15 protein-coding genes and 1 pseudogene are annotated in these 14,921 nt (G+C 54.6%); 3 read left to right on the forward strand and 13 right to left on the reverse strand.

What is annotated here, in order from left to right:
• Position 1: 1 nt before the first annotated feature.
• The 3 genes from ACR0DU_RS18990 to ACR0DU_RS19000 all read right to left on the reverse strand — a co-directional run bounded on the left by ACR0DU_RS18990 (position 2) and on the right by ACR0DU_RS19000 (position 3,222).
• On the reverse strand, positions 2-1,531 hold the full coding sequence (locus ACR0DU_RS18990; protein WP_480876627.1) for an ABC transporter transmembrane domain-containing protein: 1,530 nt from the start codon (positions 1,529-1,531) through the stop codon (positions 2-4).
• Positions 1,528-2,592, reverse strand: coding sequence for a DUF1611 domain-containing protein (locus tag ACR0DU_RS18995; RefSeq protein ID WP_170766188.1), 1,065 nt, complete (start codon positions 2,590-2,592; stop codon positions 1,528-1,530). The genes ACR0DU_RS18990 and ACR0DU_RS18995 overlap by 4 nt, the downstream gene beginning before the upstream one ends.
• Before the next feature lie 219 nt (positions 2,593-2,811).
• Positions 2,812-3,222: an EF-hand domain-containing protein gene (locus tag ACR0DU_RS19000; protein ID WP_480876630.1), complete on the reverse strand. Its 411-nt coding sequence runs from the start codon at positions 3,220-3,222 to the stop codon at positions 2,812-2,814.
• Between the two features lie 365 nt (positions 3,223-3,587).
• Here ACR0DU_RS19000 and ACR0DU_RS19005 point away from each other — a divergent pair.
• A protein-coding gene (locus ACR0DU_RS19005; protein WP_480876632.1) for an IS5 family transposase occupies positions 3,588-4,344 on the forward strand; the annotation gives its coding sequence in 2 pieces (ribosomal slippage) (positions 3,588-3,913 and positions 3,912-4,344; 759 coding nt in all).
• A gap of 113 nt (positions 4,345-4,457) precedes the next feature.
• On the opposite strand, the gene ACR0DU_RS19010 is transcribed toward ACR0DU_RS19005, so the two are convergent.
• The gene (locus ACR0DU_RS19010; protein ID WP_480876635.1) at positions 4,458-4,745 is read right to left on the reverse strand and encodes a potassium channel family protein; all 288 of its coding nucleotides are present in this window, start codon (positions 4,743-4,745) and stop codon (positions 4,458-4,460) included.
• Between the two features lie 54 nt (positions 4,746-4,799).
• On the opposite strand from ACR0DU_RS19010, the gene ACR0DU_RS19015 reads away from it, so the two are divergent.
• On the forward strand, positions 4,800-5,462 hold the full coding sequence (locus ACR0DU_RS19015; protein ID WP_480876638.1) for a hypothetical protein: 663 nt from the start codon (positions 4,800-4,802) through the stop codon (positions 5,460-5,462).
• Between the two features lie 351 nt (positions 5,463-5,813).
• Positions 5,814-5,929 (forward strand): annotated as a pseudogene (locus ACR0DU_RS19020) (IS5/IS1182 family transposase); the annotation flags it as partial.
• 23 nt (positions 5,930-5,952) lie between these two features.
• On the opposite strand, the gene ACR0DU_RS19025 reads toward ACR0DU_RS19020, so the two are convergent.
• From ACR0DU_RS19025 to ACR0DU_RS19065, 9 genes are all read right to left on the reverse strand, one after another.
• Complete coding sequence (locus ACR0DU_RS19025; RefSeq protein ID WP_480876641.1) at positions 5,953-6,438, reverse strand: prepilin peptidase; 486 nt, start codon at positions 6,436-6,438, stop codon at positions 5,953-5,955.
• A complete protein-coding gene (locus tag ACR0DU_RS19030; protein WP_480876644.1) occupies positions 6,428-7,240 on the reverse strand; it encodes a helix-turn-helix transcriptional regulator in 813 nt (270 codons plus the stop codon). Before ACR0DU_RS19030 ends, ACR0DU_RS19025 begins: the two co-directional genes overlap by 11 nt.
• A 266-nt stretch (positions 7,241-7,506) precedes the next feature.
• Positions 7,507-8,508, reverse strand: coding sequence for a type II secretion system F family protein (locus ACR0DU_RS19035; RefSeq protein ID WP_480876647.1), 1,002 nt, complete (start codon positions 8,506-8,508; stop codon positions 7,507-7,509).
• A 10-nt stretch (positions 8,509-8,518) separates the two neighbouring features.
• A complete protein-coding gene (locus ACR0DU_RS19040; RefSeq protein WP_480876650.1) occupies positions 8,519-9,490 on the reverse strand; it encodes a type II secretion system F family protein in 972 nt (323 codons plus the stop codon).
• 3 nt (positions 9,491-9,493) lie between these two features.
• Complete coding sequence (locus ACR0DU_RS19045) at positions 9,494-10,882, reverse strand: TadA family conjugal transfer-associated ATPase (RefSeq protein WP_319546039.1); 1,389 nt, start codon at positions 10,880-10,882, stop codon at positions 9,494-9,496.
• A 14-nt stretch (positions 10,883-10,896) separates the two neighbouring features.
• The gene (locus tag ACR0DU_RS19050) at positions 10,897-12,105 is read right to left on the reverse strand and encodes a CpaE/TadZ family protein (protein WP_480876653.1); all 1,209 of its coding nucleotides are present in this window, start codon (positions 12,103-12,105) and stop codon (positions 10,897-10,899) included.
• Between the two features lie 24 nt (positions 12,106-12,129).
• Positions 12,130-12,825 (reverse strand): TadE/TadG family type IV pilus assembly protein, encoded by a 696-nt coding sequence (locus tag ACR0DU_RS19055; protein ID WP_010443525.1) that lies wholly within the window; start codon positions 12,823-12,825, stop codon positions 12,130-12,132.
• Positions 12,822-13,328 carry a TadE/TadG family type IV pilus assembly protein gene (locus ACR0DU_RS19060; RefSeq protein ID WP_480610201.1) on the reverse strand — a complete coding sequence of 169 codons (507 nt, stop codon included), beginning with the start codon at positions 13,326-13,328 and terminating at the stop codon, positions 12,822-12,824. Before ACR0DU_RS19060 ends, ACR0DU_RS19055 begins: the two co-directional genes overlap by 4 nt.
• A 5-nt stretch (positions 13,329-13,333) precedes the next feature.
• The gene (locus tag ACR0DU_RS19065) at positions 13,334-14,902 is read right to left on the reverse strand and encodes a pilus assembly protein TadG-related protein (RefSeq protein ID WP_480610203.1); all 1,569 of its coding nucleotides are present in this window, start codon (positions 14,900-14,902) and stop codon (positions 13,334-13,336) included.
• Positions 14,903-14,921: the final 19 nt, after the last annotated feature.

The raw sequence follows: 14,921 nt of genomic DNA on the forward strand, positions 1-14,921 counted from the left end.
ATCAACAGACCTTTGACTTCTGCTTCAAACTAAGCGGGATGGCGTCTTCGGCCAATACAATGGTGGCTGACGAAAACTCTTGCAGCGACTCAAGAAACTCGACCCTGTGATGCAGGCAAGACGTCCACCTGATAGACGCGATGACGACGACGTCAGCTTTGCCAAGAACAGCGCGCACGAGATCCAATTGCAGGGTCTGAAGTGGCAACAAACCTTTACCGTTCTCCGCCAAACATTGATCAAGGCCGCGGCGCGCCGCGAGGAGATCGGACAGCCCAAAAATCCGCATGACCGTTGCTATCTTCCGGTCGCTCGGTCGCCTCCGACAGCTCAGCGTTGCAGATCGGCGCAAACTTCCCTGAAGTCCAACATGGTTGTCTCCGATAAAGGCGATTTTCGGAGTAACAGCTCGCCCACCATAACAGACATCAATACCATCGTTTGCGTCGAGCCCGGCGATGATACGCGCGAGGCTGTTTGCATGTTTGTCTGTTAGTTTGGAAACTGATCCGGGCGGGGCTACAAATGAGATAGGCACCCGTTCAAGTTCTCCGGTCACCTTGATGGCAACCGGACCGTTTTGATTTGTTGCAGATCTGGTCACCACTGGTTCCGAAAGCAGTCTTTCGGCTTTTTCACGGGCGACCCTCCACGCGCAATACTGGTCCCACGCCCCGGCCAGATTTTGCAACGGCAGGGCAATCAACGCCAATACCGACAGGCAAGCTGCAACTGTCGACGGTGCAATGGCGTGCCGACTGGCCTGCCAGAGCATTAGCAGACCGGTTAACGCGACACCCAGTTGCAAGACTGCCTGAAGGCTGGTTGTTCTACCGCGACGCGCCAGCGCATCACTGCGCAGTGATGCGCCCTGTCTATCAAGCTTACGCAATTCACGGTCGGTCCGACCCATCAGGTCCAGCTCGGGCGCGATAGAAATGCGTTCAATCATGGAAATGGCGATGTTGGCGCGATTTCGACGAAGTTTTTGATGGCGCCGGGCAAGATGCCAGGCCAGCAACCCCATTGCGACCAGTGCAACACTCAGCGAGGCGACACCATTGATCGCAAGCATAGGGTTGAGGAAATACAGAATGGAAGCCGCGCCAGGTATCACAATCATTGCAGACCAAGCATCCGGTAATCCGCGACCAAACCAAAGTCGCGCTGCGGACAGGTCACCAACAAACCTAAGGGACAATGCGCCAACGCGGCGTTTTTCGTGTCGGGACTTTGGAAGTTGCGCGATCTTCCGATACAGCGTCCGGCGCAATGAAATTGCGTAACTCTGGCCAAGCGCTTCTGCGCGATATCGTGATAACAGCATACATGCCGCCGCAACGGTACCGGAGATCGCCAATTGCAAGACAGTATTCGTTGCGAGTGCATCTCCTGCGTGAAGCGCCGCAAAAGCATCCCGTGTGGCAAACGCTGCGAAAGCCAGCGCAATAGCCTGCACGATGCCACAGGACACCACGAGGACCGCATCAATGATGCGGTCCCTTGTGGCCAAACTAGGGAGGGGGGTCATGCGGCCACATCTTCTGGTTCGCGCCGCATCAGCGGCGTAACATATTGGGCGATTATCGCTGGCGACCAAAGATCTTCGCGCGATAAAATCGGGCGGCCGGTTACCTCTGCTGCTTCGGCAGCGGCCAATGGGGAACAACTGACCATCCCGGATACCGCAAATGGGCTGAGACCCACTTTGTTCAGAACGGTTACACCGCCCAATGCACTCAGCGCGTCCGGCGCAGCGAATAAAATTCCGTCCAATCGATCCCGAATGCGCGAGGACTGTAAGATTGCCCGCGTTTCCTGTTGAAACACACCATCGGCAATCTCAACAACTACAACTTCGGCACCACGAGACGCTGCAGTTGCGACAAGTGTATCAAATCCGGATTCGATCGCTGCAAGCGGCATCCGATAAGTGGTGGCCATACCAACATCCGTGAAATCGAGGGCCGGCGCACCGCCATCTTCGAAGCTGTTGAAGTCACCGAAGGCTCCGGTTCCGGTGGCTTTGACACCGGCGACGGCAACTCCAGAACGCATAAGTCCATGGCCAAGGCTTGATGCGGCTGTAGTTTTTCCTGAGTTCATCGACGCTCCAAACACACCAATAACGGTTACTTGGTCATTGGCTGGCAGCGACGGCAGCGCATAGTCTGCTACGTTGATCACCTGACCCTTTGCATCGGTCAAAAGGCCGATGGGCTTCAATCGTGTTGGTTCGTCCATGCGGACATGGGCGGCGTCTACGCGACCTGCGACGCCGCCACCAGCGACAAGATCGATAAGATCATCATCAATCACCGCGCTGGCAAGAAACTGGTCTGGTGCGTACCGGTCACCCAGAGCCAGAACAACGTAATCGCCCGGGTAGCTGACTGAGGCGCGACGTTCCGCCAATTGGATTTTCTTGTGATGACCGATCTCGGCGATCTCACAGAGGATAAGATCCCCTGCTTTTGCAGTATTCAACTGCGTGGAAAGCCCATGTACATCGGACCGATCAACTCTGCGGGTTGTAAATGCCCATTTTGCGACTTCGCAGGCAACAGGCGAGACTTGTGGAAACTGTGTCATGCTTTGCTCCGTGACTGGCTGTTCAGTGAAATCGTTTTGCCAGAGTGATGTGAGAACAATTGCAATGTGGAATGAAGGGATGGCATGCGTTCGAATGAACAACAAATGAACACTTTTTCCGGGATCCGCGTTTCTGCCTCAAAGCATTCTTATGCTAGTTCGATCCCCAGTGTGCTTTTGTGGGCAGCCATTTAAAGAGTGAAAACGAACGGTCATCGGTCAGTCATCATCACCGCCGTCGTCACCACCTCCACCGTCATCCCCGCCATCATCGTTGCGATCATCGCCCCGGTCATCGTCTCTGTCATCGTCTCTATCCCGTTCTCCAGACCCTCCGTTGTTGGCTCCGCGATCATCTTGACCTTCCTTTTGATCTCCACGACCGCTGCGGTCATCAGAGCTACCTATCTTGTTTTTTGTGCCCCTGCGTAACTCATTGATCGTGATGCGATTGTCTCGGTTGCGGTCAATGTCCTCAAGAAGTCTGCGCGCACCAACTTCTCCAAATGCGGCGGTCAGCTCATTCAAGCTCAGGACACCGTCAGAATTCGTGTCAACAGACCGAAAACTGGCAGTTTGCGCCGCTGCTTTGTTGAACTGGCTGTTGCCAATCAAAAAGGTGAAAGCCATTAAAACGACGCAGGTCGTGTAGCGAAAAATCCCCAACTTGCGGTGTGCTGACTTACTTCCAGTCTTTATCACAGACGGTCCCCTGCTCGTCGGTTGTTTATGTGAACCAACGTTTATAAAATCCAGTAGGACAATATGGCTCGCAGAGATGAATAGGGCATATAGGTAATATGAACGTTGGATGAACGGTGTTTTCCATGCGAAAAGAAGGCTTGGTTTTGTTGATTGAAAATCTCTCGGTATCAAATCAAGAGATCAGAGCCGCAGGAACAGAAAATGCAGTTTTTTCAGTTTCCTACTAGGCTCAGGACCCATTGATTTCCGTTTGGCTGCGTAATCCATCGCGTTCAAAACGAGCGGTGAACATGTGTGATCTTTTCTGGCTAAGCGACGAGCAGATGGCGCGTCTGGAGCCCTTCTTCCCAAAGTCCCACGGCAAACCTCGCGTTGATGACAGACGTGTCTTGAGTGGGATTATCTTCATCAATCGCAACGGGTTACGGTGGCGCGATGCACCCAGGGAATATGGACCACACAAGACGCTCTACAATCGTTGGAAGCGATGGAGCGATAAAGGTATCTTTGCCCAGATGTTGGTCGGTTTGGCCGCCGACCACGGCGAAGAAAGGACGGTCATGATCGATGCAACGTACCTCAAAGCCCATCGCACAGCGTCCAGCCTTGCGGTGAAAAGGGGGGCGTGGGCGTCTGATCGGACGCACCAAGGGCGGCATGAATACAAAGTTGCATGCGGTTTGTGACAGTCTGGGACGCCCTTTGAATCTGTTTGTCACTGCCGGTCAGGTTAGCGACTACATTGGTGCGAGGGCATTGGTCAGCAGTCTGCCAAATGTCGAATGGTTGCTGGGTGATCGCGGCTGTAATGCCGATTGGTTCAGAGAAGCGTTGAAAGACAAAGGGATACGCGCGTGCATACCAGGCCGCAAACAGCGCAAGACAACTGTCCGATACGACAAGCGCCGCTACAAACGCCGCAATCGGATTGAGATCATATTTGGCAGATTGAAGGACTGGCGCCGTGTGGCGACGCGGTACGACAGGTGTCCCAAAGTCTTCCTCTCAGCAATCGCTCTCGCCGCTTTGGTCATCTATTGGCTATGAGTACTGAGCCTAAGCACTATCGCGGATCACCTCGCTGGGGGAAGATCAAAGCCAAATAAGTGCTGGCTAATTTCGGACTTTGAAGTTCCCCACAAAAATCGAGGCGACCGTCGTTATCGCCGCAACAAAAATCCCGATCCTGGCGACGGTAAAGATCCTGAAAAAACCTTGCCCACTGTCGTGGTTGGCGCGATATCCCCGTATCCAACTGTCGACATCGTGATGACAGAGAAATAAGCCGCGTCCAGAACGCTCCACCCTTCGACCAAAACGTAGAAGCTCGTGCTGACGAACACCAATGATGCCGACATGGCAAGCAAATGCAGGGACCGGCCATCTGTCAAAGCGCTCGCCAGTGCGCGAAACAGGCCAAGGTAGTTGAACAGAAAGTTGCGAACCATACTGCGTTTTGCCTATGAGGCTGAAACCGCTGCCGATTTCCGTTCAACCTGTTCTTGTCTGGTGGCCCACCATTTATTGACATCCACGAAATCGAAGTAAATTCCGAGCACCGTTGGGAACACGAAGATGACCAGCAAAGTGGATGCCAAAAGGCCAAAAGCAACAGCTGCAACCAACGGCACAAGAACTTGCGCCTGCGCCAACAGCTGGATCGAGGCGAAGAGTTGAGAGGTGATGAAATGTCATTAACCGAAGCCACATTGCCTTGTCAGTGCTCCACAATTGAGCTTGTGCGCATGATTCTGAACCACGATATTCCTTTGGTTTCCGCCAATGAGGGTGCAAAAAAGCTGCCAGATCTACTGGTCTCAATTTCGAGGCTGAAGCAATGCATCGGCACGACAACAAGCGGGGCTCTAACACTGTCAGAATCCGCGGAAATCTTGAAACTAGACACTACAACCGTAAGCAACTTGATGAGTGATGGATTTTTAACCCCTGCTCTCACAAAGGGCCGATCGTCGCAAAGATGGAAGGTCGTCGACGCGGCTTCCGTAGCCGAGTTCGGAAAAGTGTATGTCTCGGCTAAAGCTTTGGCAGCGGACCTCCAACGGGACGTATCCAATATGTGTATGGAGCTTTACAGGCAGGGTGCAGAGCCACTGGCAATAAACGGAAGAAACCGCATGGTATTTCGCCGACGCGATCTACACTGAGATCATACATGTTCTTGCAAGCCAGCGTATCGCTGGCTTTTTCTTTGCCATTGAAAGGAAAAACTATGCTGCAAAAAAGGAATGTTGGGTGCAGCAAACGAGTTACCGCGCATTGATTTCATTGTGCTTTTTCGGGCGAAAAAGGTAAACCTTTGAGGGTCGAGCCATCCTCATGATCCACCACCCATAGTTCTTCCATTTTGGCAAAAGAAATTTCCTTTGGGTTCGGAGCGGACGCTCATTTTTCGTCCACACCAGAGTCGCCTAAGCGTTGTCGCCAACAACCTGAAAACCGCCAAAATGAATTTTCCTCACAGTTCATAAAGCGATGTGGTGCTCAACACACCACCCCAGATCATGTTTGGCCGGTTGAAAGACTTGAGGCGCGTTACCACCTACCACGGCAGATTCCTATCGGCCTTCCTTTCTGCCATAGCACTCCAGCAACCGTTATTTATTGGCCATAAGGCCTAAGACTACCCTGGAAGTACTACCCCAAACCCATCGCAACCAAGGGCAATAATACACCCGACATGGCTATCGATACACCCATCGGATAGCTGGCTTTTGGTCGCAATGCGAGCCAGCGACATTCCGGAAATCCAATTATCGAGCGGCTAGTGATCACAAACAGCATGCCCACGACCATGGACATGGTGAAAGTGTAAAAGAACAGCAACAGAAAGTAGCTGGGCACAAACAATGTCAGCGCGGCGATTGCCTTTACGTCGCCTCCACCCCACAGGCGCAGCGTGAAACCAAGAAAACCAACGACAAATACGCCGACGCCGAATACCGCGCGGTATACCGTCTCGTGGAAGGATAGAAACACGGGCGCGGAGAGGACAAAAGCGGCGAGCATTATCAGCACCAGCTTATTGGATATCCTGAGGTTCTTCAGGTCATTCCATGCCATTGCAGCCAAAAGCGGAGTAATGACGATCAAAGGGACGAACTGCGCGACTTCAGGCGACATATTCGCTACCCGCATTCAGCGATTGGCGCTTGACCATCGGGGTCAGCAAATCATGGATCAATTCGGGTTGAGATGACGTTTCTGTTTTGACGTAGATATTGCGAAGATGCGTACGCAGTGTCGAAATTGAAATCGATAACTCGGACAACAAGGCGTTGTTGTTCAATCCGCGCGCCAATAACAGGCAAACCCGATATTCCGAGCGACTCAGCCGACAAGGGTTGTCCATAGACAAAATGCCTTTTGGTTCTTTCTTGATAAGCTTTCGGCGCGTGCTTTTCAGCTTCGCTTCGGAAAACCGACCAAGAGATCTTTTCTTCCAGCAATCCGACAGAACAGGGCCCAAAACGCTCAGAATATCTACCACGGCCGAAGAGATGGGGTGGCTGAAATGCAATTCCAGAAAGTCGGCGACACCATTTTGTCGTTCCAGCAGAATGGAAACTGACTCGGAAAACCTGCGGAATGCATAGAACTCTGACAGATGTTCGTATTCGGACAGGTCATCCTGTCCACCGAACCAAGCCGACCCCAGTTTGGCCCCGCTCATGTTGTTTCCGCAAATGGCAGGCGCGATGCAGAAATCGAAACCGCTGAAACTGTCCGGTGTCTGGTGATTGGCGTCGTAGCTCAGCACCTTTGCCGCATGCTGGTCGCCTTGCAGGTCCACCCGGCTGATTGAAACGACTTCCGCATCAATGGCGCGGGCTGTTTCGTGCAGCGCATTTAGCAGTGGAACTTTCCCCTGTGTCGCTTGGCAAAGGACAGCCACGACTTTTAGAAGTTCTGATGTTGGTGCCATTGCACCGGGCGCGAAACGATGCGCCGAAAACAAACTATTCATACCGTTTAACATTGACCGAAACCCGATCAACCCTCTCGACAAACACCCCCACCCGTCGATTGCGTCTCGATTTTTTGTGTGGCCGGACTCCACTTAACTGCTTATAAGCTTATTCCTTTTCACCTAAACTGGGCAAAATCTGCCAAAATTAGACGCCCGTTTGTCCTCGATTTAGAAACATGACCTGCCCGAACTCGCGATTACCGCGGATCCGGGCGCGAATTTTACGCTCCAAAGCCACGGAAGTATCGAATCATCGAAGGTGCGGCGGTAATGATGATCAGCGTCGGCAGCATCAGCGCAGCCAAAACAGCGGACATCTTTACCGGTAGCTGGTTTGCCAGTTCCTGTGCCCGTGTTTCGCGTGAGTCCCGCATTTCAGACGCATAGGTAGTCAGAGCTTCGGACATACTGGTCCCGTAGCGTATGGATTGCTGGACAACGGTGGCAAAAGACTGGATTTCATCAACCCCTGTACGCCGCGCCATGTCAGACAGCGCAGTTGCGCGGGGGCGTCCGGCCTGAATCTCGTGCTGGGTGTTCAGAAACTCAAACGCTAGGTCAGGGGAGGCCAGCGCCAGTTCGTTCCCGACCCGTGTCATAGCGGCATCAAAGCCCAGCCCAGCATGAAGCGAGATCTGCAGCAGGTCGAGAGCATTTGGGAATGCATCGCGGATACGCTGCTGACGTTCTTTGCGGCGATGCTTCAGCCAGGCCGCGGGAACAAAATATCCGACGGCCGTCAGCAAACCGATAAGCTGAATAGCGTTGGCTTTGCTGATGGATTCAAAAATGCCCGTAATCGCGCTGGGAACGGGGATGCCAGGCGTTCTTGAGGCAACGATGAGCAGACCCACAATCATCGGCACGAAAATCCCAAGCCAAACCCGACTCAGTGTGTAGATCCGCAGGGCATTTCGACCGGTCAGCCCGGCTTGAATCAGCTGATCCTCGATCTTGCGCCGCTCAGCCTCCCTACTGGGCAGTGCGGCCTTAAAAAGACCTTTAGGGGTGACGAGAGTTTCGCGCAACAGTCCACGGTCATTGCGGGCCTCATACCTTTGGGCGCGCAGATTGGCGATGCGGACGGCCGCTGGATGGCGGCGGCTCAACGCCGAAGTTACGGCGACGAACACCAGCAAAACGCCAAGACCAAAGACGGTCAGCAGAATTGTTTCGGCTGGCAGCCCGAAACGAAGCGACATAATTTCCAGAATATTTTCCATGAAACTGCCCTCAGATGCGGAAATTGACGAGTTTGTGCAGGATGATGACGTTCGAGACCATCAGAACGACAACCAGCACTGCAAGTTTGATGAATGCGGGATCGTCACTGACGTCGGTGTAATATCCCGGCGCGTTGATCGTCATTAACCCCATGATCACCAGCGGAATGATCGACAGAAGAAACCCGGACAGCCGTCCTTCTGCGGAAATGGCTTTGATCCGCGCGCGCAACGCGATGCGCCTTCTGACCACGGTTGCCAGAACGGACACGATCCGCTCCAGATCGCCACCGGTGCCATGTTGGATCGCCATGCTTGCCGCCAGGTACTGTGCATCTTCCGAACCGACCCGGTCAGCAAAGTCCTGAACTGCGTCGGGCAATTCGTCGCCAAAACTAATCTGGTCAAAAATGATGCCGAACTCGGACCCGATAGGGTCTTGCATCTCGTCCGCAACGGCTTTGATCGAGGTGTTGACCGGGTGGCCAATTTTCAGGCCACGCGCCATCAGCTCTAGCGCATCGGGCAACTGACTGGTCAATGCTTTTTGGCGTTCAGCCTGCCGCGATTTCACCACCAAAGCAGGCATAAGCACACCCAGGATGAGTGCGATCGGGGCCGCCTGCCAGGGCGCCAGAAACATCATACCGGCGATTGCGATCGCCAAGGTGCCAAACAGGCAAAGCAGCACAAAATTCTTCGCTGAAACATGCAGTCCCGCCTGAATCAACGTATCCGGCAAATTCCCAAAAAACGGAATCTTAGCCAAAAAGCCTGTCTGGGTCTCAGGAAGCAGCAAGGCCAGGCGTTCTTCATCGGACACGCCCTGCCGGACCATGCGCATTCGGCGGTTGCGGGCCTCGGCGTGGTTTTCACCGCGACGGGCAAAGTGGAACACACCGGTAATCAGCATAAAAATTCCGACGAAGACGCAAGCCAGCGTCAGATAGTTAAGAAGTTCGGCTGTGTTAATACTGGTCATGCCTCAGCCTCCTGATACTCGGAAAGTCTCGGGTTCGAGATCGACGCCAGCAGCTGTGAGCATGTCATAGCATTTCGGGCGAATCCCGGTGGGAACAAACTGACCAAGCACCTCGCCGCTTTCCGCGCGGCCTTTCTTCTGGAACACGAAGATGTCTTGCATGGTGATGATCTCACCTTCCATCCCGGTTATTTCCGAAATGCTGGTGACGCGGCGCGACCCATCCGCCAACCGCGACAGATGCACAATAAAGTGCAGCCCCGACGCGATCTGGGATCGAATGGCTGCGGCGGGAAACTCGATACCCGTCATCGTGACCATCTGCTCCAAGCGGCCCAATGAATCGCGCGCCGAGTTCGCATGTACAGTCGTCATCGAACCATCATGGCCCGTATTCATGGCCTGAAGCATGTCGAAAGTCTCCGCTCCGCGAACCTCACCGACAATGATCCTGTCAGGACGCATACGCAGCGCGTTGCGCACCAGATCACGCTGAATGACCTGGCCGTCGCCGGACGGAGATGGCGGGCGTGTTTCCAGTCGCACAACATGCTCCTGCTGAAGTTGCAGTTCTGCTGCGTCTTCAATGGTGACGACACGCTCGCCATGGTCGATATACGAAGACAAGGCGTTCAACATCGTTGTCTTACCCGACCCCGTCCCGCCGGCGATCAGAACGTTCAGTCGCGCGTATACCAGCGATTGCAGGAACCGCGCGGCGGCGTCGTTCAGAGCGCCATTTGCGACCAGCTTTTCCATCGTCAGTTTTGACTGCGCGAATTTACGGATTGAAACGCTTGGGCCATCAATCGAACAGGGGCGGATGATTGCGTTGACGCGGCTGCCATCTTCCAGCCGGGCATCCACCCAAGGCTGCCGTTCATCGACACGACGCCCGATCTTGCTGACGATCTTGTCGATAACCCGCAGCAGGTGCTTTTCATCGCGGAACCGCACGGGCACGCGCTCCAGCAGGCCAGAGCGTTCGACATAGACCGTCTGATAACCGTTAACCAGAATGTCGTTGATAGTCGGATCGGCCAGCAATGGCTCCAATGGGCCAAAACCCAGAATTTCGTCCAGAAGTTCCTCAACGATGCGGTTGAAGTCTTCGGTATTCAGCGGCCTGCCGGTTTGGGACAACGCACCGCCAACAACCCCGGCGACTTCGCGCCGCAGCACGTCTTTTTCAACCTTTTCGATCACCGAAAGGTTCAACCGTTCCAGCAAAGCCTCGTGCAAAGTGCTTTTGAGCTCAAGCCAGTCTGCCAGTTCGGTATCTTCTGCTGTTGTCTCAGGCTGAATATCCTGAGCCAGTTGCTCTGCATGCTGGTTAAGCTGGATTACTTCGGCCTCATTGGTTCGCCCGGCGCGCGTAAACTTTTCAAACATCCCTTAGACTCCAATTAGGCTGCGTTGTTTCTCAGGCCGGTTTTGCCGACCATTGTTTCATTCATGATTTTCCGACCCATCAAGCGGATCGCCTTGGACAGGGCACAGCTGCCTGAGGCTTGCGACAGCAATTGACCCCGATCCAGCGCCTGCTTTGCGTGGCGCGCGTCGCTGGGCAGCCAGAAGCGCAATTCGCGTTCCAGCGCCTTTTGGGCTTCGACATGTTGGCTTGACCGGAATGTCGGTTTCGTTTCCTGGCTGATGACGATCTCAACCGGAGGTTCGAGCCGCTCTTTTGTGAAGAATTCGATCAAACGGCAGGCTTGGCGCACCGAAGAGACCGAGCTGTCACCCACCATCAGCATCCTGTCTGACCCGGTAACTACTGCGCCCAGCCAATCGACCAGCGCACGTGGCAGATCGATAACAACAAAGTCGAATTCCAGACGCAAAGTCTCGATCAGCGCGCTGACCTGTTCGCGTGTCAGAACATCCAGAGGAATGAATTCTTCGGGCGCGCTCAGGACTTCCAAACCGGATGCATGTTGCACCAAAGATTGCTGAAGGAAAGTCCGGTCCGGCATGACACCATCCTGGGCCATTCTCAAAAGCCCCGAGGAAGGCTGCAAATCTAAGGACGTCGCGACCGTGCCAAATTGCAAATCCAGATCTACGACAGCGACCTTGTTTCGCGTCCTTTTCCGGAAGATGCCGGAATAACCCTGCAGTTGGTCCGCCAGGTTGATGGACAGTGTCGACGCGCCGATGCCTCCACGGGCCGGGCATACACTGATAATCTGCCCCAGCCGCTGCGGTTGCGGCGAGTAAATGGTCGGCAGCAAGGACTTGTCGACCGTCAGACGCTGAATCTGTTCGGCCAGTTCGTCCTGCCCGATGGGATAAGGCAGAATCTCGTCCACGCCCGATTTGTTCAGCGCACGCGCTTCGGTCAATGAGATGTCACGGTCGCTAAGTGCCAGCAAGGTGCCGCGCGAACCGGCGCTACGACGAAGATCGCTGACAGTTTCCAGATTCAATTCGCCTGAAAAGCTGAACACCAGCAGGTCATTTTCACCCATCAGATCACAGGCGCGACCGTTTACCGAAGACAAAGTCCCGGAATGTGTCTCTAGCGAAAGATCGTCGAACCGGTCGACGGCCTGGGCGACTGAATCCTTAATCGCCTCATTATCAGAGATTAGGGCTAATGATTTCTGAGTCATTTTTCAGCTCCCATGATTAGAAATTCAACCGTTGACTCCGCTGGCGAGGTCTTCGCCAGGAAGGGTTGCGCTAAAGTCGGAAAATATTTTGAAGCCCGTTGTCGCGGTGGTCAGTGCATCGGTTTCTGGCGTTGAGCCGCCCAAAACCAGCGCTGCGATCGAACCCAACGGAGAGACGAACCGGAACGGGAGTTCTTCGATTGTCACTGTGACCATCGGTACATAAGGGCCACCCAGGAAATTCATTTCCGGGTCGAAGTCGTAAGTGAACGTGATGTTGCTTTCGTCAAAAGTTGCGGTGGGATCGTTGGGAACGGCAAACTGAAGCATGTTCCAAATGTCGGTCACGGTGGTCTGGGCCGCTGCATTCACGGGCGCCGCACCGGTGCATATTGTGGTGGCCGGTTCGACACAGACGCCAGCGGCGAAACTGCAATTGGTTCCGAACCGCGGGCCGGTGATATCGGTATAGGTGCCGCGGCTGTTGGTTGTCGGAACACCGCCACATGCGGGTGGCATCACTGCAGCCATCCGAGCGGCGACCTGTGCTGTTTTTTCAGCAGCCACATAGTGGAAGGCCAATCTGCCGAAATCTATCAGGCCCAGGAAAATCAAAAGGAACAACGGCAGGACAAAGGCAAGCTCAGTGACCGTCGACCCATCTTCGTGACGGCCAAGTCGCGACATTTCGCGGGTTATCTTGTGGATGCGGCGGGTCATGGTCCAAACACCCGGCTGCGATCTGTGATCGTGGTTTGGATCTGCGCCGTCGCCGAACCTCCGACCAGTTGGAACAGAGGCGTAAATGGCAGATTTGAAATCGTCAGTGACGCGGTCAGGACGGCCACTGGTGTGGGCGAAACGCGGTATTCACCTGCGTTGCCGACGCATTCGAGGGACAGCGAGTCCAGACCAACAGCAATGTCAGTGGTCGAAAGCGATGTCAGAGTGGTTGAGACAGCGGTTTGAAAATCGCCGATAGCAGCGCTTGGCGAGGCAGTGCACAGGTCCGACGGGGCGATCCGGCCAACATAACGGGCAGTGTCCCGAACCCCCGTGATCGCATTTTGATAGGACCAGAAAATCCGCCCCCCTTCGACGATCAGGGCAAATGTCACTAACAGGATTGGTAAAAGGATCGCAAACTCGACCAACGCCGCGCCAGACTGGTCGTTGCGGAACCGGCTAAGGGTATTGCTGATATGATGGGATGCACCAAACATGATCATTACTCGTAAAGCTGAACTAGATCGTGAACGATGCCGCCGACTCCGGCGCCGCCGATGCCATTCGATACGGTCTGAATGACCTCACCATAGATGACCGCGTTCGCACCGGTGCTGCCGGATTCCGAGGGGCGGATCAGAAACATCTCGATGAAACTTGTCACCGGAATGGCACCCGACCCGCCGTTCAGCTCATCCTGAAAAGTCGCACAATCGATACCGGCGACGGTGATGACACGACGCGTGGGATCGGCACGACCGGCAGAGGGGGGTTGGCACGAAGGCATGCTGCTTTCTGCTTTACCACCTGCGGTCAGGATAGCTTCCAGAGCGGCCTGGTTGGTAACCTCTGCATTGTAGATGTCATAGCGGGTGCCACCGGTCGGGAACCAAGATGGAATACCGGTTGGAAGAGGACCGCTGAAATCAGCGCCGTAGTTGATGGTAAGATACTCAGTAAGCCCGGTAGTAAAGACGCCATTTCCTATGCGAGGTGTCGGGCAAGTGCCGCTGGCAAAACAATCGTCAAGTGGCAGCCCAACGGTCGCGGCCGGATCAAGGACCCCGTTCGCGTCATAGGTGGGCGACAGCTGGCTGGTGCAGTTGTTTCCGTTACTCGCAGTGATCCAACCGTCCAGGACATGTGGAGAAGAAGCAAAATTGTCGACATCGTAGCGCGAGCCGTTTTTGAACTGCCCGGCGCTGGATTCAAACCGGTCGAAACGTGTGTTAAAGCCAGCCACCATGTTGCCCACGCTCAGACCCGGTCTGGTTTCAACGGCTCTTTGGCTGAAGCACATGGATACAGCGCGCGATGCGGCCAGAGCACATGAATCTTCCTGACCGTTTGGTGCAGGTTCGCAGGCACCAGACGCGTCGATGGCCAGATTCTGATTAGAAGACAAAAAACCAAAGTTTCCGGGACCCCAATGGCCATTGCCGCCCTGACTTACCATTCTGATCAACTGCCCTTCGGTTAGATCGAGGCTGGGCTGCGGCAGGCAGATGAACATGGGGGTGATGTCGCAGGCCATCAAGGTGAAGCCTGCTACGGCATCGGCGTTGACGCTGGAGAAAGGCTGCGCATTGCCCAAAAGAGCTGCCGCTGCCGCCGCCAGCGGAGTGCCGACCTCGTGCGTGTCGACGGTCACCCGAACAAATGCTGCAATCGGCCCGCTGGCAGGATCGGTCGAATCCAGCAATTGCGCGGGTTGAGCGGGATCAGTCGCAGTGGTCGGCGGGTTTTCGTAAAACCGCAGCTGGTAATCCGTTGCACCGGACAACAGCTGATCCTTGTTGCGAATGCCAAAGCTTTGACGGTCGCGGATCATGTTTGCAGCCGCATTCGTGGCGCGGGTGATTGAATCCGGGCGACCATCAAGTTCCCCCGCAGCCGCAAGGGCAACATTGTCCGCAAAGCTCTGCAATTCCGACTGAGTGGTGGTCACCCGACCAATGTCGAATGCAAGGGCGGCCATTCCGACCATCACCGACAGGGCCACCGCAACAAAGACCAGGATCGCGCCGTCTTCGGAGCTACGGAATTGGCGTATGAATTGAGCGAGGGACACGGTCGAAACCTTCTTTGGT

Source organism: Ruegeria sp. G2 (assembly GCF_056533505.1).